The organism is Paenibacillus nuruki (assembly GCF_001721045.1).
Classification (GTDB): Bacteria; Bacillota; Bacilli; order Paenibacillales; family Paenibacillaceae; genus Saccharibacillus; species Saccharibacillus nuruki.
The window spans coordinates 182,621-207,484 of the sequence record NZ_MDER01000070.1 but is presented as its reverse complement, the minus strand read 5'-3'; the positions used below and the strand labels follow the sequence as shown (position 1 = coordinate 207,484).

The following is a 24,864-nucleotide window of genomic DNA, read 5'->3' as shown; positions in this document are numbered from 1 at the left end:
CCATCAGCCGCCTTCCTTACTTCAAGCCGTGAGCGCGTTTGGCAGCGACCAGAGTGTTCTGCATTAACATCGTGATCGTCATTGGACCTACACCGCCAGGAACAGGTGTAATCGGGCCACATACTTGTGTAGCACTTTCAAAATCAACATCACCGGCAAGCTTACCATTTTCCAGACGATTCACACCTACATCGATCACGACAGCACCTGGCTTGATATAACTAGCATCGACAAAGTTGGCTTTACCAATCGCTACAACCAGAATATCTGCTTGCTTCGCTAACTCTTTCATATTGCTTGTACGGGAATGACACATAGTCACTGTTGCATTCTCACGTTGTAACAACAAAGAAACAGGTTTCCCTACAATGTTACTACGTCCAATCACCACAGCATGTTTACCCGAAATCTCAACGCCTGCACGCTTGATTAATTCGATAACGCCCGCAGGTGTACAAGGTAACAGACTATCATCACCAATGACCAGATTCCCTACACTGATCGGATGGAAACCATCCACATCTTTTTCAGGAGCAATTGCATTAATAATTGCTTTTTCTTCGATCTGCTTCGGTAATGGAAGTTGTACCAGAATACCATTGATATTTTCTTGCTTATTCAGTTGATCTACCATCGCTAACAATTCTTCTTGCGAAGTCGTTGATGGCAGACGATGTACTTCAGAATAGTAGCCAAGATCATGACAAGCTTTTTCTTTATGGCGCACATATACTTGTGAAGCAGGATCTTCACCTACAAGTACAACAGCGAGTCCCGGTTGGAAACCTGTTGTTTTCAATTGTTCCATTTCTTGACGGATACCTTCACGAATGTCTTCTGCTATTTGCTTACCATTGATAATTGTTGCTGTCATGATAATCGCTCCTTTACCTGTTCGGAAAATTAAGTTTTATCGTTCAACTGCTTGACGTTTATCGTTGATGTCTGATGATCTTTTGTATTCCAATTTCTTATTCGGCTTCAGCTTGTGTTTCCGTTTCTGCTTCAGCTTTGGTGTGTGTTTCTTTGAGTTTATCCAAGTCTTGAATCATTTTACCCAGAACACCGTTAACGAATTTACCGGATTCTTCTGTACCAAAATGTTTGGATAATTCAATCGCTTCATTGACAGCGACTTTGGCAGGTACATCATTATGGAATACCATTTCATAGACCGCTTGACGCAAGATCTGACTGTCTACACGAGATAGACGGCTGATCTGCCAGCCTTTCAAATATTCTTCCAATAGATGATCGATCGCTTCTTTGTTTGTAAATGTACCATTTACGATATCAAGCACATATGATTTTAATTTAGCTTCGTCACGAATTTCAACTTCAGATTCGTTTTCTTGAGCCGCTTCTTCCAAAATCATTTCGATTGCTTCTTCTGCTTTTACATCGTTCATTTCCATCTGATACAAACTTTGTACAACGATCTCACGTGCTAATCTTCTTTTCATTCTTGGGTTCCTCCCGGTATGGATAAGCAGCTATTGCTATTGTCAGCTTACTATCCTGTGTACCTTATTATTTTCAATTCATTATATTTTACTCACGACAACCTATTCGCATCTATCGATTCATAAGTTCATTCCTCTAGCATACCAAAAAACCTGTCGTACATCATGCCCGGCTGTATAATTTATAATCCAATACGTGGTCCGGGAATGATGTATGACAGGTTCATTTAAACGGGCGCCAGCGATCCGATATCCATGCATTCACCCGTTCCCAGGGAATCACAGAGCCTAATCGCATATCTTTGTGCTTGCCGACGCTATAGCCTATGAACACTAACAGTGCAAAGAACAACATATCCCAAAAGCCAACTACCAAATACAATACTCCGCACAATAAACCTGCGGCTACACCTGTTATCCGTCCTCCGTGAGTTTCCCAGATGGCTTTCCATATCATAAGGAGAACTCCCTTCTACTCCACTCTGCTTTTGAATGCAGGGGATTGAACGATATTTGCTATAAATACCGATACCGAGGACACTGGAATACCGGTAATTTCTTCCACTTGATCATGAACGGTTTTTTGCATATTTTCGGTCAATTCAGGAATCGAACTTTCACCGTCTACGATCGCTCTAATCATAATTTCAAGTCCGGATTCAATCACACGCACACGTGTTTTGACATCGCGTACACCTTTTGTACGTTCTGCTGATTTGAGGCACATATTTTCAATCGTTTCCAGTGATATCTGAATATCGCCAAATTCTGTCCGTTGATGTACAGAGTGATGATGCCCACGCTCTGAACGCACGGATAGATAAAAAAAGCGGATACTTAGCAAAAATAAGATAACAGCTACAATCACGATCGTAATGTATAGATTCTGCTCGTTCCGATCATTTAATTCTACAGGCACTTTGCCACTTAGTAAAAGGATTGCAAGCACAGACAAGATTCCAATGCTCAGGCTGTAAATAAACAACAGCAGTCTGTCTATAATTTTAGCCAAGAGTGTGCAGCCCCTTTACATTATAGTAAACCCCTGACTGTTACGTCGGGGGTTTATGATTGCTTTTCGTACTTATTTGACCCGTTGTGAAAATTCGACTTCTTCGCTTCTGTTCTTCTCCGTTGTCTCTAAATGTACATCATGAATCTGCACATTCACTTCGACTACGATTAAGCCAGTCATCGTTTCGATCGAGCGTTTGACATTACGTTGAATCTCAGCCGCCACTTCTGGCAGACGATGTCCATAATGAACAATAACAGACACGTCTACAGCTGCTTCACGTTGTCCCACTTCTACTTTTACACCACGGGAAAGATTTTTGCGACCTAGTAATTCAGCAATGCCACCGGCAAAACCACCACTCATACCTGCTACACCTTTTACTTCAATCGTCGCTAGACCAGCGATGACTTCTATGACTTCAGGAGCAATCTGAATCTCACCTATATCTGTCCGCTCAAATTCAGTCGGTAACGTACTCATATTTATCTATACACCTCCTGCTAAGTAAACTAAATATAACATGTGAATGATTCATTGACAAACGAGCTTAAACTTCATTTTCCTCAAGGAATTTGATGTCAAAATCGCCACGTACAAATGTCTCATGATTCAGTAGGCGCATATGGAAAGGAATCGTAGTATAAATCCCTTCAATCGCAAATTCATCTAATGCACGCTTCATCTTCGCAATCGCTTGTTCACGGGTTGGAGCCCAGACAATCAACTTAGCGATCATGGAATCGTAATAAGGGCTAATCGTATATCCTGGATAAGCACCACTATCTACACGCACACCTGGACCACCTGGAGCAAGGTAGAAATCAATTTTACCCGGGCTTGGCATAAAGTTACGCTCAGGGTCTTCTGCATTGATCCGACATTCCATCGACCAGCCGTTAATAACCACTTCATCTTGACGGAACGAAAGTGGATTACCTTCTGCAACAGAAATCATTTCTTGGATTAAGTCGATTCCTGTAACCATTTCTGTGACTGGATGTTCAACTTGAATACGAGTATTCATTTCCATGAAATAAAATTGTCCATCTTGTCCGAGCAAGAACTCAAGTGTACCTGCGCCAGAGTAATTAACAGCTACTGCTGCACGTACAGCCGCAGCGCCCATTTCTTCGCGCAATTCAGGAGATAATACAGGACAAGGTGCTTCTTCGACAAGCTTTTGACGACGACGTTGTACAGAGCAATCACGTTCACCTAAATGAACAGCATTACCATGCTTATCCGCAATAATCTGTACTTCGACATGCTTCATCGACGTTAAATATTTTTCTAAATAGACGCCACCATTACCAAAAGCTTTTTGCGCTTCTTGTTGTGCGGCTGTGATTTGTTTGATCAATGATTCTTCATCTTCTGCAAGACGAATCCCTTTACCTCCACCACCTGCGGTTGCTTTGATAATAACAGGGTATCCAATCTCACGAGCGATTATAATCGCTTCATCCATGTCTTCCACAATTCCGTCAGAACCCGGGATAACCGGTACGCCTGCGGCAATCATTGTACGCTTCGCTTCAGACTTATCACCCATACGTGTAATCGCATCTGGAGATGGTCCGATAAACGTAATATTGCAAGATTCACAAATCTCTGCGAAATCTGCATTTTCAGCTAAGAAACCATACCCTGGGTGAACCGCATCACATTCAGTCAATGTCGCAACACTCATTAAGTTGGTTAAGTTCAAGTAGCTGTCTTTGGATAAAGTAGGTCCGATACAGTAAGCTTCGTCTGCTAGACGCACATGTAATGATTCGCGATCTGCTTCAGAATAAACCGCTACTGTTGCTATGCCTAACTCACGGCAAGCACGGATAATACGAACCGCTATTTCGCCACGATTCGCTATCAGTATTTTATGAAATTTCATTTTACGTTTCCTCCTCCGGGATTTGGCAAAAGCAGTGCCTTGCTTATTCCGGTTTTACTAAAAATAATGGCTGTCCGTATTCAACAAGTTGTCCATTTTCTGCCAAAATCTCTACGATTGTTCCGTTTGTCTCTGCTTCAAGCTCATTCATCAGCTTCATCGCTTCGATAATACATACAGTGGATTTATCGTTGACTTTATCACCCGTACTTACAAAAGGAGCCGCTTCTGGTGAAGAAGAACGATAGAACGTTCCAACCATAGGCGATACAATCGTATGTAGAGAAGGGTCTACTTCCGGAGTCGTTGGTGCAGAAGTTGTAGTAGGTGCATTAACTGGCGCTTGCACGACTTGAGATGTTGCAGCAGGTGCAGTTGTCGCTTGCTGTACATATACCGTTTCAGCTTTGCTTGGTTTGCGAATCACTAGACGTGATCCTTCATTTTCGATTTCTACTTCTTGTACAGATGTCTCGTCTACCAATTGAATCAATTCTTTAATTTCATTTAAGTTAAACATCTATTTTTCACTCCTTTGGCTTCATCGCCCGTTGTACACGGAAAGTTACACATAACGCTATGTATTATAGCACATCCTAGCCGTTTTCAAAATTCGTTTTATTCGGCGCGATAGCTTCTCGCAAAAAAGGGCAGAAACACTCTTTCTTTTCGAATGTTTCTGCCCTTTTGATATACGATTAACGACGATCTTGAGGCCCGCCTACAAATGCTTGTTCTTCGGTATCCAGACCGTATGCTGTATGAAGTGCAGCCACGACATCTTGCAAGCGACTGGCTTCGATGACACAGGATACTTTGATCTCAGATGTACTTACCATCTTGATACTTACACCTTGTGCAGAGATGGCAGCGAACATTTGCGCCGCTACACCCGGGTGACTTACCATTCCTGCACCCACGATCGATACTTTAACTAGATCAATTTCAGAAGTGACTTCACTGAAAGGAAGTTCGCTACGTAAGCTTTCCATCACAGCAAGCGCACGTTCACGATCCGCCAGACTCACGGTATAGGAAAAGTCTGCTTTGCCATCTAACACACCGCTCTGTACGATCAGATCGACATCGATCTTGGCCGTTGCTAGTTCTCCGAACATTTTTGCAAGTACTCCCGGTAGATCAGCAACACCACGGATTGTAAGACGTGCTACATTTTTATCATAAGCAATGCCGTTGACGACTGCTCCCTGTTCCATAGTTGTCTCCTCCTTCACAACGGTTCCTTCATTATAGTTAAAGCTAGAGCGCACAACGAGTCGTACATTGTTATGCTTCGCATATTCTACAGCACGCGGATGAAGTACCGCCGCACCTAGATTTGCCAGTTCTAGCATTTCGTCATAAGATATTTCTTCTAGTTTGCGAGCACATTTGACAATCCGTGGATCGGTAGAATAAATTCCATCGACATCGGTATAAATCTCGCAAGTATCGGCATGGATTGCAGCTGCCAATGCAACAGCTGTCGTATCCGAACCTCCACGTCCAAATGTTGTAATCTCGCCTTCGGCTGTAATACCTTGGAATCCAGCAACGATCACGATCTTACCTGCGCCGATTGCCTTCAGTACACGTTCAGGCTGAATATTCCGAATGCGTGCCTTACCATGTTCTGCTTCTGTCTCAAAACCTGCTTGCCAGCCGGTGAAAGATACTGCTTCTCGACCTAGATGCTGAATCGCCATCGATAACATCGCCATCGAAATCTGCTCACCTGTTGTCATCAACATATCCATTTCACGAGCAGGTGGATTCGGATTGAGCAGACGTGCCTGATCAATCAAATCATCTGTTGTATCTCCCATCGCTGAAACAACTACTACACAGTCGTGCCCTTCATCTTGCTTCTCAACAATGCGCTTTGCTACACGTTGCATGCGCTCGGTATCCCCAACGGAACTACCACCGAATTTCATAACATACAAAGCCAAGACCTCTTCACTCCCTACATGATACGGGTATGTTATCTCTTCCATATTCTACCCGGATTGAACAGCGTATTTAGGCGTTTCATACATAATAATGCATGAACATGCTTAGTCTTTAACAGTATAATACGAGAACGCGTTAAGTACTACCCGTAAATTAAAAAAGCTATAACAGATTATTATTCTGCTTTATATGCTGTCTATTCATTCTCCATTGATCCATAATCGATTGCGATAGAACAGTATGTTCTGTGATCTCAATCAAGCACATATCCTTATCTGTAGCAGGTTCATGTCCAAATGTGATAGCGTTTATGTGATATGGTTCTATCCATTTTTGGAAGTAGGTAAGCATATGTAAGCACTTCTTCGAGTCTAATACACCCTCATACATCAACTGTGTATCTCTAAAATTAAATTCCATCGTAATATATTCTCCATCTGATGAAATAACAGTTAATACTTCTTTTAATTCTGTACCTAGTTCAATGGCTTTAAACAATATAGTTCCTGTACCTGCACGTAATAAAAAGGTTGAGAACGAATTAATATCGTACCATTCTATATCTTTCGCTTTAGCTTGATCATAAAAATGAGAAGATTTTATATCGGCTGACGTGAGGTCTAGCTCCTGTTGTAATAGTTGATCTATATAGGAAATATGTATATCAAAAACGACTTCAAAATTGTCCATATAGGCACTCCTTATCGTAATTTGATTCTAAAAAAAGAATGAGCAGGCATCAAAGCCACTCATTCTTTCACTTGTACAATAATAAGTTCTATGCGCGAGAAACGTATTTACCTTCACGAGTATCGATGATTAGAACGTCACCTTCGTTGATAAACATAGGCACTTGAACCGTGTGTCCTGTTTCCAATTTTGCATTTTTAGTTGCGCCTGTTGCAGTGTTACCTTTGATTCCTGGCTCTGTTTCTGTAACAGCCAACTCTACGCTTGTTGGCAAGTTAATTCCAAGAATTTCACCTTGATAGCTAACGATGTTAACGGTCATGTTTTCTTTCAAGAATTTCAATTCCCATTCCAATTGTTTGGAGTTCAATTCGAATTGATCGTATGTTTCGTTGTCCATAAATGCATGCTCGTCACCACTTGCATACAAATATTGAACGCCACGGTTTTCGATTTGAGCACGAGCGATGGTTTCACCTGCACGGAAAGTACGTTCTACTACGTTACCGTTACGCAAGTTTCTCAATTTAGAACGCACGAATGCTGCGCCTTTACCCGGTTTTACGTGTTGGAATTCCAAAACGGAATAAATATTTCCTTCTACTTCTACGGTCAAACCTGTTTTAAAATCATTTACTGAAATCAAAATAACGCCTCCTCAGATGTGGTAAAGCTGGTCTCTTGCATAATTCTATGAAGCCTATATATTGTACTATACCCCATATCAATCGGATACTATATCATCATATACAGGTATTTTATTCGGCAAATGATAGTCATCATCCTGCATAACAGGATAAACTTTTCGTTATACCGGTAAAATCGTAAATTCTTTGGTCGAATGCGTTAACACACGAATACCGTCTTCTGTTATCAACACATCATCTTCAATCCGTACTCCACCGAAGCCTGGAATATAAATTCCCGGTTCTACAGTTACCACCATACCTGGAGATAATACCGTATCGCTCATTTTAGAAAGGCGAGGTTCTTCATGTACTTCCATACCGATACCATGACCTGTACTATGTCCAAATGCGTCACCATAACCATGAGAAGCAATCACATCACGCGCTAGTGCATCTGCATCTCTACCGCTCATACCCGGTTTTAGGTGCTTAAGCGTATTCAGCTGTGCTTCCAGTACAATATTGTAAATTTTGCGATGCTCATCTGTCGGTGTACCTACAAAAACAGTACGTGTAAGATCCGATACATATCCTTGATAAATCGCACCAAAGTCCAAAGTGACAAATTCATTTGCCCCGATAACTTTTTCACTGGCTACACCATGAGGTAAAGCAGAACGTTCACCCGACGCAACAATCGTTTCAAATGAAGTGCCTGTAGCTCCTAGACGGCGCATAAAGGATTCCATTTCGAGTTCGATCTCTTGCTCGGTTACCCCTGGCTTGATGTAGTTCAAAATATGACTGAATGTACGATCTGCAATATCGGTTGCTTTCTCAATAATTGCAATCTCTTCAGCATCTTTGAAATTACGAATTTCTTCCATGATGCCAGATACAGGAACTAGCTCAACAGGTGCTAAATGCTTGCTGTACATTGCGTATCTGCTATAAGGCACCAAATCTTGTTCAAATCCAAGTTTGCTGATATTGCCTTTAGCCAACAATTCTTTCATCGTATCGACTACATTTGCAGAATGTTCTACCACTGAAAAAGCAGTAGCTTGTTCTGGCGCTTGAGTCATATAACGGAAATCAGTCAATAAGTAAGCTTCTTGCGCAGTGACAAGCACATAACCTGCCGAACCTGTAAACCCTGTCAAATATCTGCGGTTTACACTACTTGTAATTAGTAAGGCTTCTAACTGTTGTTCTTGCATCGCTTGACGTAACTTATTTAAACGTTGTGTACTCAATTACATCTCTCCCCTTCAGCATTTTAGAATAAAACACGATATCTGCTTGGTTCTGTGTATCCTCGTATTGTGATCATTTTGGACAAATGTAAAATGAGAAATAGCCAAAAATTATTTTACCATACCAATTGCAATTTTGAGAATAGGCAGTAGAATATCTTATCTATTCTATCTAGCTTGCTGATAGCGTATTCTGGTAAAAATCAGCCAAATCCGCTACAATTAAAGGATAGGCTTATTTCTAGCAATTATAGATCAATAGATAAGCTTGATCAGGCATTTCGTAAATAACGGTAATGTCGAACTACGGAAGGGTGACTGTACTTGTCAAAACAATCTGCTCCTCCGAGCTATGGCGGCCAAGCAGTAATAGAAGGCGTTATGTTCGGCGGAAAAAATGTGAATGTGACAGCTGTAAGACGTAAAGATGGTGAAATCACCTTTTTAGAAGTACCTAGACAAGATAAGTCATGGGTCAAAACATTACGCCGCATTCCATTGTTGCGAGGAATTATAAGTTTGATTGATTCAAGTGCCAAAGGTTCTAAACATCTCAATTATGCAGCCGATGCGTATTCAGAAGATCAGATGAGCCCTGAAGAATATGCAGAACAGAAGCAAAAAGAAGAATCCAAAATGAGTCTTAGTATGATGCTTGGTGTTGCAGTAGTGGGTATCCTTTCACTCATTGTAGGTAAGCTTGTATTCACACTCGTTCCCGTATTTGTAGAAAGTTTATTATTTGGTAGAGCCTTCGATAATCATGCACTGCATACCTTACTTGAAGGTGTCATCAAAATTATTTTGCTCTTAATCTATCTCTGGGCGATCTCACAGACACCGATGATTAAGCGACTCTTTCAGTATCATGGTGCTGAACATAAAGTCATTACAGCTTATGAACACGGCGAAGAGTTAACCCCTGAAAATGTACAAAAATATAGTCGTCTACATTATCGCTGTGGAAGCAGTTTTATTATATTAACCGTTATTATCGGAGTCATTATCTACGCACTGTTCAGTTGGGATAGCCTCACTGAGCGGATTATACAGCGTATCGTTTTGTTGCCTGTCGTTATCGGAGTTTCGTTTGAATTTTTGAAATTTACGAATAGCTTACGTGAAGTACCGGTTCTACGGTATTTGGGATATCCGGGGTTATGGTTACAATTGTTAACGACCAAAGAACCGACACTGGATCAGATCGAAGTTTCAATTGCTTCATTTAACCGTATGCGTGAATTAGACGCTGCGCTTGAACAACAACATGTGCGTTCGGCAGTGACTACTGCTTCTCCTGACCCTGTGAAAGGATGATAATAAAATGAGAAAATCACCTGTTCAACTGATTGTATTTGGAGTTGCTATTCTGCTAGGTGCGGTCGGGCTGTTTCTTGAAATATTCCAAATGGTGGCTTCTCCTGCAACGTACAATTGGGCGAATCTCATTGTACCGATCATCTTGATTGTCGTTTTATTTTTGGTAATGCGTTCAGCTTCTGGTATGTCTGGTCGAGGTTATCAAGGACCTAAAGTCAAACCTTCTGCACGTACCATGGCCAAGATGAACGGCTCGCAAAAAAACAATTACAAAACCACTTCTGCTAGACCATCGAATAGTCATCAATCGAAGCCCAAAAAGAATTATCCTTTTCAAGTTATTCAAGGTAACAAAGGTAAAGACGACGATGAAGCACCTAAATTTCATTAAATTAATAAATAGAATGTAGATCAGTTCTGTATAGCCCTTGTTGCAATAAAGCTGATTATATCTATCAAGAAAAAGCATGATTTTTCCTTCTCACAGAGGAACAGATCATGCTTTTTCTTTGCTGTCTGACTATAATGCTCTCAGATTTTAATGTTCTAATTTATCAATATTTCTTTTCCAATCAAAAAAAAGAGATTCCATCGCCTATTGTAATGGCTGATGAAATCTCTTTTTCTACTTTTGTGCTATTTTACAATCCCCAGTATGAACGTAATTTGGCTAATACACCTTGTGGATTCTTTTTCAAATCTTTAGCGCTAAAGAAGATACTACCTTTGATATTGCTGTATTTCTCGTTGTATTTGAGCTGGTTGATGATCTCGTTAGAACTGCTCCAGCCAATTTCAGGAGTGCTGATTTTGTAAAGAGCATGACCGATATACAGATCTACACCTGTATTTTTAGTTTCATTTGCCCACCAGTCTACCACTTTATCATAACGAGCTACAGGAAGTGTCATACTCCAATAGACTTGCGGAGCGATATAATCGATCCAACCATTTTTGATCCATGTGCGTGTATCTGCATAGGTAGTGTCATAAGCAGTTACACCTGCTTTAGTATCTGATCCTGTGATATCAGATGATTTGTTACGCCATACACCAAAAGGACTGATTCCGAATTTCACAGCAGGTTTGGAATTATGAATCGATGTGTTGAGCTGTTGCACAAAGCTATTAATGTTTCCACGACGCCAATCCGCTTTGGTTTTGAATTTACCGCTGTTATAACTAGCATAGGTGCTGTCATCACCGAATTTGTTAGAAGCTGTCTCTGAATATGGATAGAAATAGTCATCTAAATGTACACCGTCGATATCGTAGTTGTTGACGACTTCCATCACGGTATCAATGACTGATTGACGTGCAGCTGGAATCCCCGGATTGAGATAATATTTATTATCGAACTTAATCACCCAATCAGGATGCTTCAATACTACATTGTTGCTTGCAAGCTTACTGGTGTTAGCATCTGTTGTAGCACGGAACGGGTTAAACCATGCATGGAACTCCATCCCACGCTTATGAGCTTCAGCAACCATATATTCTACAGGATCATAACCCGGATCTTTCCCCTGTGTTCCTGTAAGATATTTCGACCATGGCATAAGTGATGATTTGTATAATGCATCTCCAGCAGGACGAACCTGTACGAATACTGCATTGATACCCATCCCTTGTAGATCATCTAACAATTTTGAAAATTCTTGTTTTTGCTTGGTTGCACCTGATGTCGCTGGCCAATCTAGATTGTAGACGGTAGAGACCCATGCACCACGAAGCCCATCTTTGGCTACAGTGCTTGTTGGCGCTTTGCCACTGTTACTATTATCTGTTGTTCCTGTATTGGTAGTAGCTGGTGTAGAAGGCTTGCTGCTGTTATTTTTACTACCTGTACCTTGATAACTACTTGTAGCTAAATTTACGGTACGATTGGCTTGATCCCAATTCACATCAAGACCTAGACCTTCACCGATAAAACGTAGCGGAACCATGACACGACCGTTTTTCATTTCAACTGAAGCATCTAAGCTTACTGACTTGTTATCAATCGTTGCTGTATTCTGACCTGAAGTCAGTACCAGTACTTGCTTATCACTCGTAATCGTGACTGTGCTTGTGGATTGATTCCAGGCAATTTTAGCTTTCAAATTTTCACTCACTAGACGTAAAGGAACCATGGTTACATTGCTCTTGCTGGTTATGTAAGGAGCAGCATCCCCTTGTATCTGTTCTCCATCGAGCATGATCTTAATATCCGAATCTGCGGCATGAAGTGTACTACTGATCGAAGGGACAATCATCAACAATACTAAAAATACAGCGATAACACGAACCATTTTCATAAATTTAAAACCTCCAGTAAATCGTTGCTTGGTGCTTATATCATTAGACGACTGACGGGTACCAAAGTTGCGAACAAAATAAAAGACATCTGCCAAGTGATCGACAGATGCCTGCCTTACGAGTCGCTAATCAGCTCTTTTTGCAGATTCTGTAGCGCTTCCACACGTGAAGGATCACGACGGAAGTATTCTAACAATGTTTCGATTTGAGTAATCGAATTCCAACTTAAATGATGCTCTATACCTTCTACATCTTTGTATATATAATCCGGGTTAACACCGATTACATTCAGGAAATCTTCAAGCAATTGATGGCGTTCTACAAGACGTTTGCCCATCTTTTTCCCTTTGCTTGTCAGCACTAATCCCCGGTACTTCTCATAAATCAAATATTCATCTTTATCTAATTTTTGGATCATTTTTGTAACGGACGAAGGATGTACTTCTAACCCTTCTGCAATATCCGAGACACGCGCATATCCCTTTTGATCGATTAATTTATAAATGCGCTCTAAATAATCCTCCATACTGGGCGTTGGCATCTTGCTCCCCCTTTTTCACTACATACTGTATTCATTTGGCAAATATTGATTCAATAATCATACATTTAATTCGCATGAGTTGGCAAGTTTTGCACACGGTTCAAACGATAGAAAGAACCTTCCATGTGTACACCATATATGCTGTTCCACGGAAGGCTCTACCTGATCATTTAAGCCTTATTTATTTAACAATTGCACCGTTAGGCATACCGTCTGGAACCGTCGCTAGTGTCAATTGATCGCCATGAGAAGCCGCCAAAATCATACCTCTAGATTCTTCTCCGCGTAATTTAACAGGTTTGAGATTAGTCACACAGATGACTTTGCGTCCGACTAATTCTTCCGGTGTATAGAACTTCGCAATACCGGATACCACTTGGCGTTGCTCTGTTCCTAGATCCAATTGTAATTTAAGCAGTTTGTCTGCCTTTTTAACAGGCTCTGCTGAGATCACTTGAGCTACGCGTAGTTCCACTTTAGCAAAGTCGTCTATACTAATCTCAGGCGCTTGTTGCTCTTCTACCTCTACAGGCGCGGAAGTCGTTGGAGCTGTTGGTGTTGCTTCAGCAGCAGCTGTTAATACGCCACCCATTGCTTCTACGATGTAAGCCACTTCTTCTTTGCTATCTAGGCGAGGGAAAATAGGGTCGCCTTTCACTACAACTGTACCTGCTGGAATCTGACCATACGAACGAATACTTTCCCAAGCGGTAAGTTCGCCTTCTGCTATTCCAAGTTGTGCCCAGATTTTTTTCGGTGCACGTGTTAAGAACGGTTGTAACAATACAGATACAATCCGCAATGTTTCCACCAAATGATACATTACCGAATCCAATTGTGGTTGGTTAGCTTCGTCTTTGGCAAGAACCCACGGTTGTGTCTCATCGATATATTTATTGGTACGACTAATCAATTGGCTAATTGCCGTCAAAGCTACAGAAAACTCTAAGTGTTCAAATGCATTTTCTACTTTTTCTATCGTTTGTGCAGCAATATCTTCTAACGTACCATCGACTTCAAGCACACGACCTGGATAAGCAGGAATGGTACCACTACAATACTTATCGACCATAGCTACCGAACGGTTAAGCAAGTTACCTAGATCATTTGCTAGATCTGAATTGACACGATCGACAAAGCTCTCCGGTGTAAATGTACCATCTGAACCGAAAGGCACTTCGCGTAGCAAGTAGTAACGTAGTGAATCTAGACCGTAACGCTCGATCAATGTGACTGGATCTACTACATTCCCTTTAGACTTGGACATTTTGCCGTCTTTCATCAGTAACCAACCATGACCAAATACTTTTTTCGGCAACGGTAGATCAAGTGCCATCAACATAATCGGCCAATAGATCGTATGGAAACGTACGATTTCTTTACCTACCAGATGAATATCTGCTGGCCAGAACTTATTAAATAATTCTGGATTATCGGTTCCATATCCTAGAGCTGTAATGTAGTTAGATAAAGCATCGATCCATACATAGACGATATGCTTAGGATCACCTTTGACTTGTACGCCCCACTCAAAGGTTGTACGCGAAACGGCTAAGTCTTCAAGTCCTGGCTTGATAAAGTTATTAATCATTTCATTTTTGCGAGATTCGGGTTGAATAAATTCAGGGTTGTCTTGATAGTATTTTAATAAACGGTCTGCATATTTGCTCATACGGAAGAAATAAGATTCTTCTTTCACCAATTCTACAGGATGTCCACTATCCGGGCTTTTGCCACCGATAATCTCACCGTCTGCATTACGTTCGATATCTACAATTTGCGTTTCTGTGTAATACGTCTCATCTGGAATACTATACCAGCCTTCATATTCACCTTTATAGATATCACCTTGCTTCAGCAATCGATCAAAGATTTCTTGTACCACAATCTTATGGCGTTCTTCTGTCGTACGAATAAAATCATCATATGAAATGTCTAATTGATCCCATAACTTTTTGATGCCTTCTACTACACCATCAATAAATTGTTGAGGAGTCTGTCCTTTTTCTAAAGCTTTACGTTCAATCTTTTGTCCGTGTTCATCTGTTCCTGTTAGATAGCGAACTTCATATCCTCTTAAGCGCTTGTAACGAGCCATAGCATCACCGGCTACGGTTGTATAGGCATGACCGATATGCAATTTGTCACTTGGATAATAGATAGGTGTTGTTAGATAAAAAGTAGGTTTGGCTGTCATTATAATTCCTCCTTCAATATTGTTAAATCACTATCATGTTATTTCCATATCTGGACGCAAAAAAGCCCTCGCCCCTATATGGGACGAGAGCATAGACTCACGCGTTACCACCCAAATTCTCTACTTCTTTGCAAAAGTAGACTCTATCAGTCTTTAGCAGACTGCCCATTAACGCTGGTTCACGCTGAAGCCTTACATATCGATACAACCGAATATGCTTGACCACAGTTCCTCCCGGACCATATTCGATGACGCTCACCATACCGGTTCCCAGCTACTCCGGCTCTCTGTACTGGCGCTTTTTCCATCTACTTATCCATTCACAGGAAATGATATTTGATGTTATGAATATACCGAACTTCCAAATCACCTGTCAAGCATTTTGCTGTTCCTGATTGGTGACTGATGAGGCTGATTTCACTTTGGATTTAGCTGGTGGTACAGGATCAAACCCTCCCGGATGAAAAGGATGACATTTTCCTATCCGTTTAGCAGCTAATCCGATGCCTTTGGCCACACCATGAATCTCGATCGCTTCGAGTGCATATTGAGAACAAGTCGGATAAAAACGACATGTTGGAGGTTTGAGTGGTGAAATGAATTTGCGATACACATGGATCGGCGCCTGTACCGCACGACGACTCAATTTTGGCTTCACTGGCTTTTACCTGCATGTTCATGTGTATCATAATGAGATTGCTTTAGATGTAGCGTTGGACCTTCTTTACCATCTCCGGCACCCATTTCTTTACGACAGTCTTTGCAATAACCGAACACTTCAAATTTGTGTTTAACCACTTCAAATTGTTCCGGCATATCTGTCATATCCATCGGGCAAAAAGCAATCGGATACGTTTTCTCACATTGTAAGCAGATCATATGATGATGATGGCGATCCTGACTACAATGGCTTTTAAATTTAACACCATCTTCGAAAACGATCTGTTCTAACACACCTAGCTCCTGCATCACACGTAAATTACGATAGACTGTATCAAAGCTAAGTCCACTGTATTTTTTACCCATATAGTCATATACATCTTTAGCGGTCAGATACCCGGGAGCTTCTGCAAATAAACGGGCTAATGTGCGGCGTTGATCGGTTATTCGCAATCCCTGTCCTGCCATGGTATCGATGATTTGTTCTGTCGACAGCATGAGTTATTCCTCCTGTCCTAATCTATCTTTTCTATTCTAAACTATTTATCTTATTATTCGTAATAATAACTATTATACAACATAACCATATACGATGCGCAATAATTCGTCAAAAGTTTATGGCGATTACGTTACTAATTGAAGCTTACTTCCACCTGCATACACATTTCTCCATCATGCCTTATTTAGGCCCAATCGTCAATTGATTCTGACCAAAATCAGCAATTATCGTAGCACATCAAAAAAGCTCGAATCAGCATTCACTGATTCGAGCTTTCGATTTGAAAATTATTGTTTTTTAGCTGGCAATTGTGTGAATAACAAGTTAACTGGCAAGTTACTACCAGGTGCTGCTGTAAACCACAATTCCACGGCTTCTGTATCTAATGTTCCTGTACGATATAGAACAACATTATCATTTGCTGTTGTTGCTGCACCGTTATTTTTGATTGCTGTTACTGCTCCGTTTACATACATGTAACCTGAGTAACGACCACCACGAGCATTAAAGGAAATCATCGTGTTTGGCGCAACCATGTCTAGCTTGATTTTGTACAATACACCAAAGTTACCTGCGTTAGAAGCTTCAGTCATTGACAATGGATCTGTACCCATTAAGTTAGGGTCACTGTTGTTGTCTCCGATTGGCATACGAATCGTTGTGTTACCGATCAAGTCAGCAACATGGATATTACGTACAGCATTGTCATACGTACCACGGTTGTGGATACCATCGCGGTCTAGCTTAGGTTCTGTAGCTAATGCAGCGATCGGATCTTGATTTTCATCAATCATCATCACTGTATATTGTACATTAGAATCACTTACTAGATCGCCGAACAATGAAATAACTGTATCATTTTTCATTGCAGTAGCACTAAGTTGGTTAAAGATAACTTGGCTTTGTCCAGGTTGTAGAACAACAGATTGTGCTTCTGCACCTGATTGCATCGATTGGAAATAACGTTGAACAGAAACTTTACCTACTGCTGTAGCATAAGGATTCGGTCCACCAAAACCAAGTGCTTGAATATTCAATGTTGCTGGTGTAGCATTTGGATTCGTTGCTACAACATACATTTTTTTGCTACTACCGGTTTCGTTCAAATGATGCACCATAAAGCGTGTAGCACCAGTAGCGAATTCTTGGTACACAATACCTTTAGTCAATACACGTTCAGGACTGTTACTACGAATCAGACGACTTGGATCATCATTGACTTGAGCATTGGTTACGGTTGCCCATGTTGGAACGACAGAACCGTTAAAGTCGAATGAATCTCCGATTGGTGTAAATAATGGATAGAAGTCTTCAGCCGAATATAATGTTTGATCCGTTACATTAATCGTTTTGCTATATGTTCCTGTTGCACCGTGTTTGTCGGTTACAGTCAATGTGATTGTCTGTGGACCTGGTGTAAAGAACGCTAATTGTTTGTTATCCCATTTAGTTAAGCCTGCATTGATAGCATTCTCATCATCAGTACTCATATCTGTATAAGTAACCAATTCACCCATACGATACGTTTCTTGATTGGTATTGAACATCGCTACAGGGGGTTGGTTAGGAGGAAGCACGTTGATAGTAACCGTGTAAGGATCACTCCATTGTCCTGACGAATCCATAACAGAATACGTGATCACATGAGGACCTGCTTCTGCAAAAATGTCTTCGCGTCCTGTCCATGTTTCATTAGCAATAGGACTGCCATCAGACGTTTTAGATTGTGTTTTGTACGTTACTAATGTTTGACCTGCATAAATCGCAGTAGGGGAAACTGTAAAGGAAGCTGTTGGTTTAACAACCAAATCCAATACAACTAATTTACCTTGTACTGTATAAGGAATATTTAGAGCTTGAGTAATAGAAGTCAAAGGAACCATAAATACATTTTTCTGTTGGAATGCTGGACCTTTCATCAAGGTGTTCACACCATTTACAGTGTAGTACTTACTGTCTGTTTTGAAACGTAATTCTTTACCATCTTTTTGCATGATCGTTTCTTTGGTCTTAGCGTCGTATGTAAGCTTCAGACCGACACGGGTCACAAGTGCGCGAACCGATACGTAAGATACTCCACTTTTCACAGCCATAGGTTGATCTGAAAAGTATAATTTACCATCTTGATAAATTTGATTAGAGTTCATCATAAAAATAACTTTGTTAGGTCCAGCCGAATACACATCATTCACCACGGTAGGTGTTGTTGGTGTAGTTACTGGCGGTGTAACTGTAGTAGGTGGTGTTGTAGGAACCGTTGGCACTGTACCATCACCTGTTGTTCCAGCAGGATCTGTCGTCGGATCAGTCACTGCGTTAGGATCTGTAACTGCATTAGGATCAGTTACTGTAGTATCATCTCCTACAGTCCCTTGAGTATCATTGTAGACATCTTGTACGATACTGCTATCCACATCGCCTTCAGCAGCATGCACTTGCGCTCCTGGAACAGTCGCAACAGTCTGAGCTACAGCGAGTAATGCAATTAGTAAAGTCTTCTTGAATTTCATTATTAGGCTCCTTCTCATAGCAATTTACTGTAATTCACTTCCAAAAAGATGGTGTTTCCCCCGAATTGGCACATTAATAAGACGCGCCAAACCTTGAAAAGTTTCTCTCTTCCTTAAGAAACCTTACAACATACGTATCTGTTCACACTTCAGTCACATCTATTCCGCAGAAAAATCACATAAAAAACAGCCTTATCCATCAGCGATGAATAGACTGTTTTTGACTACATGATGTGCTCAGAAAACGTCATTAATTATACTTTACCACAAATAAATGCAATAACCTATTTTGACAACTACTCTTCTATATTTGAACCTGATATTGCTCATTTAAGCTCACTGGTAATTTTCCTACCGCTGGCTTAACCCCTGCAATTACAGCTGCCAAAGCTTCTACCGCATACTTCCGATTTTCATAACTACAGATATATGTCTTGATCTCAGGAAGATCATTCATATCATAAGGATTACGTACAGAAGCCACAATCAATGCAGTATCTGTCAAAAGAGATAATTGACGGGCGAGTTCTGCTTGACCGAGTGGTAACAGACCCGATGATGTATACGCTGCAAAGATCACTTTGGGATAATGGATTGCTTCTGCTAATACTTGCTGAATCTCTTCCGGTTCCGGGCGAGCATCTATCGTAATCTGGGTTGCATCGATCCCATAGCTATTAAGAGCTTGAGCAAAACTCACATCATGCCCTGTCGGCTCATCCACTTCGGTTAGACGCGTCACCTGTGGCCATATAATGAGTACCTTATCATCCAGTTGCAAAGGCAATTGCCCTTCGTCTTTGACTAATGTAATACTACGCTCTGCAATTTCACGCAACACCGGTTCGATCGGTTCAGGTTCTAAGCGCTGTGTCCACGCTTCTATCGTATAAGGTGCTGCATCCATCTGATGTTTGGCTTTGAGTGATAGTATTCGTTCAACTGAAGCGTCGATTTGAGCTTCAGATAACTGACCTTGTTGCACCGCTTCTTTAACCGCTTCAATCGCAGCGATCTGGTGCTCTAATGTATGACTCACCAGCAATAGGTCTGCTCCGGCTTGAGCTGCCATAACAGTCGCTTGTGGTATCGGAAAATGCTTGGCAATCGCATGCATTTCCAGACAATCAGTCACAATTAATCCTTCAAATCCCATCTCGATACGAAGCAAATCGGTTAGTACTTTACGCGACAATGTAGCTGGAATAGGCTCCGGTTCAAATGCAGGGAAAATAACATGAGCCGACATGATCACATCGACTCCTGCATCTATCGCTGAACGAAAAGGTAATAATTCAATCTGTTCTAAGCGTAATTTATCATGAGGTACAGAAGCTAATCCATAATGAGAATCCACCTCAGTATCTCCATGCCCTGGAAAATGCTTGGCTGTAGCAGCTACATACTCTTGCTGAATCGCTTGAATAGCGGCGGCTCCATGAATAGCTACTACTTCAGGCTTTTCAGAATAAGAACGGACGCCAATCACTGGATTACGAGGATTATTATTCACATCGACACAAGGCGCAAAATTCAAATTAATCCCTAATGTACGTAGTTCACGCGCACTGATCGCTGAAGCGGCTGCCGTTAATGCCACATCATTTACTGCCCCAAGAGTCATATTGCCCGGAATCAGACTCATTCCATCTTGATCGATTCGGCTCACCATTCCGCCTTCTTGATCGATCGCTATCAATAACGGTGGTAATCCTTGCCTCTGAGCAATCTGCTGTAACCCTGTGGAAAGGTCTGTAATCTGCCGAGCTGTTCCTATATTACGCCGAAAATAAATCACTCCACCGACATGATATTTTTCGATCAATTCTGTAATATGTTCGTTCGGTACATTGGTATGAAATCCACATACAAATAATTGTCCGATTTTCTGATCTAATGTTAAGTCTGATAATTGAATAGTGTTCATAGATATCCTCCTTGTACTGGAGCCTATTTTGAAAAGATGTCTGAACAAGATACATATGATATGGATAATCGATATTCTTATTTAAGTATAAATAACGAGGTGGCGTGCAACAAGCGGATAAAGTTTGGGTTTTGGGGAGTTTTTTAAGAAGAACTGATATTACAGATAACGTATCACTACTCAACTATGTAGATACCAAAAAGTCCTTCCCTATGGATCAGGAAAGGACTTCTGGCTTCACGTTCATATACCCTTTTTGCTTACTATGGTTGTTATTTATCTATTTTCATAAAGAGGAGGATTAGACACAAGAGACTTGACGACGACCTTGCTCAATCAGACGATACGCACGTTCTACTTCTTCTTCGGTTGGCGAAGGAACCCCATCCAGCGGATAGATGCGTCCCAATGCTTCCCATTTGTAGATGCCCATCTGATGATAAGGTAAGATTTCGAATTTCTCTACCCCTTTTAATGTGCCGATAAATTCTCCTAAAGCGATCAGATCTTCTTCAGCATCATTAATGCCAGGTACAAACACATGGCGTATCCACATTTTGCGTCCATTATCAGATAGCCATTGTGCTGTGTGTAGAGTGCGTTCATTTGATACACCGGTTAATTTTTTGTGCTTTTCATTATTGATATGCTTAATATCAAGCAAGACTAAATCAGTAACTTCAAGCAGTTCATGGATTTTGTTAGGTTCATTGAATCCATTGCTGTCCAGTGTTGTATTCAGGTTCCAACGGTCTTTGACTGCTTTGAACAATTCTCTGACAAAAGGAGCTTGCAACGTTGGTTCTCCACCAGATACCGTCAATCCTCCACCTGAAGAACGGTAGTAACTCAAGTAAGGTTCAATTTCAGCTAGAACTTCTTCTAGCTCCATCACTTTACCTCCGTCCAAATTCCATGTATCAGGGTTATGACAGTATTGGCATTTCATCAGACAACCCTGCATAAATAGTACAAATCGTATGCCCGGGCCATCGACGGTACCGAACGTTTCTAGCGAGTGAACACGGCCTTTTACCATGATCAATCACCCCTTTCGTCTGAGTTGATGTATATAAGTCGTTGCAAAATGTATAGCTCTAGCTAGCTCCGTTACGTTAATAGATTATTTTTACGATCGCTGTTAAGATCGGATATCTGGAATGAACTGCTCTCGCAGTCGATATCCCAATCTTAAAGGCGAACGCTTCGCTTCTCCAAAATAATTCTATTTCCTTCACTCAGTAGTTAGAGTGACATTTTCAGCCCAACTTATATCATTCATTGTTGGTTAGCAGTTACCATCTTTGATTACATTTCTTACTTTAATTAGCTTTATTGCTTTGACTATTGTTAAAAAGTTTCTATTACATTGATCCGTGGAATGTGCGGTTGATGACATCCATTTGTTGTTCACGAGTCAATTTAACAAAGTTAACAGCATATCCAGATACACGGATGGTTAATTGTGGATAGTTTTCTGGGTGTTCCATTGCGTCTAGTAATTGCTCACGAGCGAATACGTTAACGTTCAAGTGATGGGCATTGCTACCGAAGTATCCATCAAGCATAGATACAAGGTTAGTTTTGCGAATTTCTTCTTCTTTACCTAATGCTTTTGGCACGATAGAGAATGTGTTAGAAATACCATCTAAGCTATCTTCGTATGGTAATTTCGCAACAGAACTTAGAGATGCAAGAGCACCTTTGGTATCGCGTCCGTGCATAGGGTTAGCACCTGGTGCGAATGGTTCGCCAGCTTTACGTCCATCTGGTGTTGTACCTGTTTTTTTACCATATACTACGTTAGAAGTAATTGTTAATACTGATTGTGTTGGTGTAGCACCACGGTATGCTTTGTTTTTGCGAATCATACTCATAAATGTTTCGACCAATTCAACAGCAATCTGATCGACTTTATCATCGTTGTTACCGTAGCAAGGATATTCACCCTCGATTTTGAAATCTACAGCAATACCGCGTTCGTCACGAATTGGTGTTACTTTAGCGTATTTAATAGCACTTAATGAGTCAGCTGCTACTGATAGACCCGCAATACCGCAAGCCATTGTACGTAAGATATCACGATCATGTAGTGCCATTTCGATACGTTCGTAGCTGTATTTATCATGCATGTAATGGATAACGTTCAATGTGTTCATATACAATTTGCCTAACCATTCCATCATGGCTTTGAAGCGTTTCATGACTTCGTCATATTCAAGCACTTCAGAAGTGATTGCAGGGTATTCAGGGCCTACTTGAACGCCTGATTTCTCATCACGTCCACCGTTGATTGCATACAATAGTGCTTTAGCAAGGTTTGCACGAGCTCCGAAGAATTGCATTTGTTTACCAATACGCATAGCGGATACACAGCAAGCAATACCATAATCGTCGCCATAGATTGGACGCATCAGATCATCATTTTCGTATTGGATCGAACTGGTTTCGATTGAAACTTTAGCACAGAATTTTTTGAAAGCTTCTGGCAATTGTTCTGACCACAATACAGTCAAGTTAGGTTCTGGTGCAGGTCCCAAGTTGTACAATGTATGCAAGAAACGGAAGCTGTTTTTGGTAACTAATGTTTTGCCATCGACAGCCATACCACCGATTGATTCCGTTACCCATGTAGGATCACCACTGAACAATTCGTTGTAATCTGGAGTACGTAAGAATTTAACGATACGCAATTTCATAACGAAATGGTCAACCAATTCTTGAGCTTGTTGTTCTGTCATTGTGCCTTCTTTAACATCACGTTCGATGTAGATATCAAGGAAAGAAGATACACGTCCTAGAGACATCGCTGCACCATTTTGTTCTTTGATTGCTGCAAGGTAACCGAAGTATACCCATTGGAACGCTTCTTTTGCTGTTTGTGCTGGTTTGGAAATATCGAAGCCATGCATTTCAGCCATTTTTTTCAATTCGCCTAGAGCACGAATTTGTTCTGATACTTCTTCACGAAGACGAATCACATCTTCATCAATCACGTCAACTTCCATATCATTCAAATCTTGTTTTCTTTCATTAATTAGGAAGTCTACACCGTATAATGCTACGCGGCGATAGTCACCGATAATACGTCCACGACCGTAAGCATCTGGTAAGCCTGTAATAATACCTGCTTTACGTGCTGCTCTCATATCAGAAGTATAAGCATCGAATACACCCTGGTTATGCGTTTTACGAATGTTTGTAAAGATATCAATGATTTGTTCTGGTACTTCAAAGCCATATGCTTTACAAGCATCGATCATCATTTTGATACCACCGAACGGTTGTAATGAACGACGGAAAGGAGCATCTGTTTGAACACCGACGATTTGTTCTTTGTCTTTGTCCAAGTAACCAGGACCGTGTGAAGTGATTGTAGAAGGTGTTGCAGCATCTACATCCCATACGCCACCACGTTCGATTTCTTCTTTAGATAGTTTGGAAATGATATCCCACAAGTCTTTTGTATTTGAAGTAGGGCCAGCTAGGAATGTTTCGTTTCCTTGATACGCACTAATATTTTGTTCAATAAAGTCGCGAGTATCTACATGTTTTGCCCATTTACCTGATTTGAAATTGCGCCATGCGTCTTGTTTTAAATTATCCTGTACATTTCTTTCGATAACTGACATTGATAATCCCTCCATTATTTGTGAATAAAATCACAAAACCATTTACACTATTGCTTGTCTCGCCTACACGATACCGGAAGCTGTTGTTTTCTCCCTCCGGCTATGTCTTTATTATGATGCAATTCATAAGCAGAGTATGTGACATTTATCACAAAATAGCATTTTTATTATGATTTTTATCACATTCTGTATCTATAACAGTTTTTAAAAATAACTACTACAGTTCACAACCAAGCCTGTTACACAATAAGTAAATAACGATTTGCACAGTGAATACAGTGATATGAATCTACTAATACAAAAATACACATCATCATTCACTGCAAATAGCTGTAGCATCATACAAGAATTTACGGCTTCTAACAACGAAATACATCACA

22 protein-coding genes are annotated in these 24,864 nt (G+C 40.8%); 2 read left to right on the top strand and 20 right to left on the bottom strand.

What is annotated here, in order from left to right; genetic code table 11:
- Positions 1–16: 16 nt before the first annotated feature.
- The 11 genes from folD to PTI45_RS18700 form a co-directional block, all read right to left on the bottom strand.
- Positions 17–874 carry a bifunctional methylenetetrahydrofolate dehydrogenase/methenyltetrahydrofolate cyclohydrolase FolD gene (gene folD / locus PTI45_RS18750; RefSeq protein WP_069329103.1) on the bottom strand — a complete coding sequence of 286 codons (858 nt, stop codon included), beginning with the start codon at positions 872–874 and terminating at the stop codon, positions 17–19.
- Positions 875–971: 97 nt separating this feature from the next.
- On the bottom strand, positions 972–1,463 hold the full coding sequence (nusB, locus tag PTI45_RS18745) for a transcription antitermination factor NusB (RefSeq protein WP_069329102.1): 492 nt from the start codon (positions 1,461–1,463) through the stop codon (positions 972–974).
- 223 nt (positions 1,464–1,686) lie between these two features.
- A complete protein-coding gene (locus PTI45_RS18740; protein ID WP_069329101.1) occupies positions 1,687–1,920 on the bottom strand; it encodes a DUF2273 domain-containing protein in 234 nt (77 codons plus the stop codon).
- Between the two features lie 15 nt (positions 1,921–1,935).
- The gene (amaP, locus tag PTI45_RS18735; protein ID WP_069329100.1) at positions 1,936–2,475 is read right to left on the bottom strand and encodes an alkaline shock response membrane anchor protein AmaP; all 540 of its coding nucleotides are present in this window, start codon (positions 2,473–2,475) and stop codon (positions 1,936–1,938) included.
- A gap of 72 nt (positions 2,476–2,547) precedes the next feature.
- The gene (locus PTI45_RS18730) at positions 2,548–2,961 is read right to left on the bottom strand and encodes an Asp23/Gls24 family envelope stress response protein (RefSeq protein ID WP_069329099.1); all 414 of its coding nucleotides are present in this window, start codon (positions 2,959–2,961) and stop codon (positions 2,548–2,550) included.
- 67 nt (positions 2,962–3,028) lie between these two features.
- Entirely contained in the window at positions 3,029–4,372 is a 1,344-nt protein-coding gene (accC, locus tag PTI45_RS18725; protein WP_069329098.1) for an acetyl-CoA carboxylase biotin carboxylase subunit, read from the bottom strand.
- 43 nt (positions 4,373–4,415) lie between these two features.
- A complete protein-coding gene (gene accB / locus PTI45_RS18720; RefSeq protein WP_069329097.1) occupies positions 4,416–4,892 on the bottom strand; it encodes an acetyl-CoA carboxylase biotin carboxyl carrier protein in 477 nt (158 codons plus the stop codon).
- A gap of 178 nt (positions 4,893–5,070) precedes the next feature.
- The gene (locus PTI45_RS18715) at positions 5,071–6,324 is read right to left on the bottom strand and encodes an aspartate kinase (RefSeq protein WP_069329096.1); all 1,254 of its coding nucleotides are present in this window, start codon (positions 6,322–6,324) and stop codon (positions 5,071–5,073) included.
- A 163-nt stretch (positions 6,325–6,487) separates the two neighbouring features.
- A complete protein-coding gene (locus PTI45_RS18710) occupies positions 6,488–7,015 on the bottom strand; it encodes a hypothetical protein (protein WP_069329095.1) in 528 nt (175 codons plus the stop codon).
- An 88-nt stretch (positions 7,016–7,103) separates the two neighbouring features.
- On the bottom strand, positions 7,104–7,661 hold the full coding sequence (gene efp, locus PTI45_RS18705) for an elongation factor P (protein WP_069329094.1): 558 nt from the start codon (positions 7,659–7,661) through the stop codon (positions 7,104–7,106).
- A 162-nt stretch (positions 7,662–7,823) separates the two neighbouring features.
- On the bottom strand, positions 7,824–8,900 hold the full coding sequence (locus tag PTI45_RS18700; RefSeq protein WP_069329093.1) for a M24 family metallopeptidase: 1,077 nt from the start codon (positions 8,898–8,900) through the stop codon (positions 7,824–7,826).
- A gap of 324 nt (positions 8,901–9,224) precedes the next feature.
- Here PTI45_RS18700 and PTI45_RS18695 point away from each other — a divergent pair, with 324 nt between their 5' ends.
- A complete protein-coding gene (locus tag PTI45_RS18695; RefSeq protein WP_069329092.1) occupies positions 9,225–10,217 on the top strand; it encodes a DUF1385 domain-containing protein in 993 nt (330 codons plus the stop codon).
- 7 nt (positions 10,218–10,224) lie between these two features.
- Positions 10,225–10,611: a hypothetical protein gene (locus PTI45_RS18690; protein ID WP_069329091.1), complete on the top strand. Its 387-nt coding sequence runs from the start codon at positions 10,225–10,227 to the stop codon at positions 10,609–10,611.
- A 250-nt stretch (positions 10,612–10,861) separates the two neighbouring features.
- Here the strand turns inward: PTI45_RS18690 and PTI45_RS18685 are convergent, their stop codons facing one another.
- The 9 genes from PTI45_RS18685 to pflB all read right to left on the bottom strand — a co-directional run bounded on the left by PTI45_RS18685 (position 10,862) and on the right by pflB (position 24,484).
- Complete coding sequence (locus tag PTI45_RS18685; protein ID WP_069329090.1) at positions 10,862–12,517, bottom strand: family 10 glycosylhydrolase; 1,656 nt, start codon at positions 12,515–12,517, stop codon at positions 10,862–10,864.
- A gap of 116 nt (positions 12,518–12,633) precedes the next feature.
- Positions 12,634–13,059, bottom strand: coding sequence for a transcriptional regulator MntR (gene mntR / locus PTI45_RS18680; RefSeq protein WP_069329089.1), 426 nt, complete (start codon positions 13,057–13,059; stop codon positions 12,634–12,636).
- Between the two features lie 181 nt (positions 13,060–13,240).
- The gene (gene metG, locus PTI45_RS18675) at positions 13,241–15,256 is read right to left on the bottom strand and encodes a methionine--tRNA ligase (protein ID WP_069329088.1); all 2,016 of its coding nucleotides are present in this window, start codon (positions 15,254–15,256) and stop codon (positions 13,241–13,243) included.
- 373 nt (positions 15,257–15,629) lie between these two features.
- Positions 15,630–15,914 (bottom strand): membrane protein insertion efficiency factor YidD, encoded by a 285-nt coding sequence (gene yidD / locus PTI45_RS18670; protein WP_175425219.1) that lies wholly within the window; start codon positions 15,912–15,914, stop codon positions 15,630–15,632.
- Positions 15,911–16,414, bottom strand: coding sequence for a Fur family transcriptional regulator (locus PTI45_RS18665; RefSeq protein ID WP_069329087.1), 504 nt, complete (start codon positions 16,412–16,414; stop codon positions 15,911–15,913). Before PTI45_RS18665 ends, yidD begins: the two co-directional genes overlap by 4 nt.
- A 288-nt stretch (positions 16,415–16,702) precedes the next feature.
- Positions 16,703–18,925 carry a stalk domain-containing protein gene (locus tag PTI45_RS18660; RefSeq protein ID WP_069329086.1) on the bottom strand — a complete coding sequence of 741 codons (2,223 nt, stop codon included), beginning with the start codon at positions 18,923–18,925 and terminating at the stop codon, positions 16,703–16,705.
- 304 nt (positions 18,926–19,229) lie between these two features.
- Positions 19,230–20,852: a beta-N-acetylhexosaminidase gene (gene nagZ / locus PTI45_RS18655; RefSeq protein ID WP_069329085.1), complete on the bottom strand. Its 1,623-nt coding sequence runs from the start codon at positions 20,850–20,852 to the stop codon at positions 19,230–19,232.
- A 301-nt stretch (positions 20,853–21,153) separates the two neighbouring features.
- Positions 21,154–21,891: a pyruvate formate-lyase-activating protein gene (gene pflA, locus PTI45_RS18650; protein WP_069329084.1), complete on the bottom strand. Its 738-nt coding sequence runs from the start codon at positions 21,889–21,891 to the stop codon at positions 21,154–21,156.
- 325 nt (positions 21,892–22,216) lie between these two features.
- Positions 22,217–24,484, bottom strand: coding sequence for a formate C-acetyltransferase (pflB, locus tag PTI45_RS18645; protein ID WP_069329083.1), 2,268 nt, complete (start codon positions 24,482–24,484; stop codon positions 22,217–22,219).
- Positions 24,485–24,864: the final 380 nt, after the last annotated feature.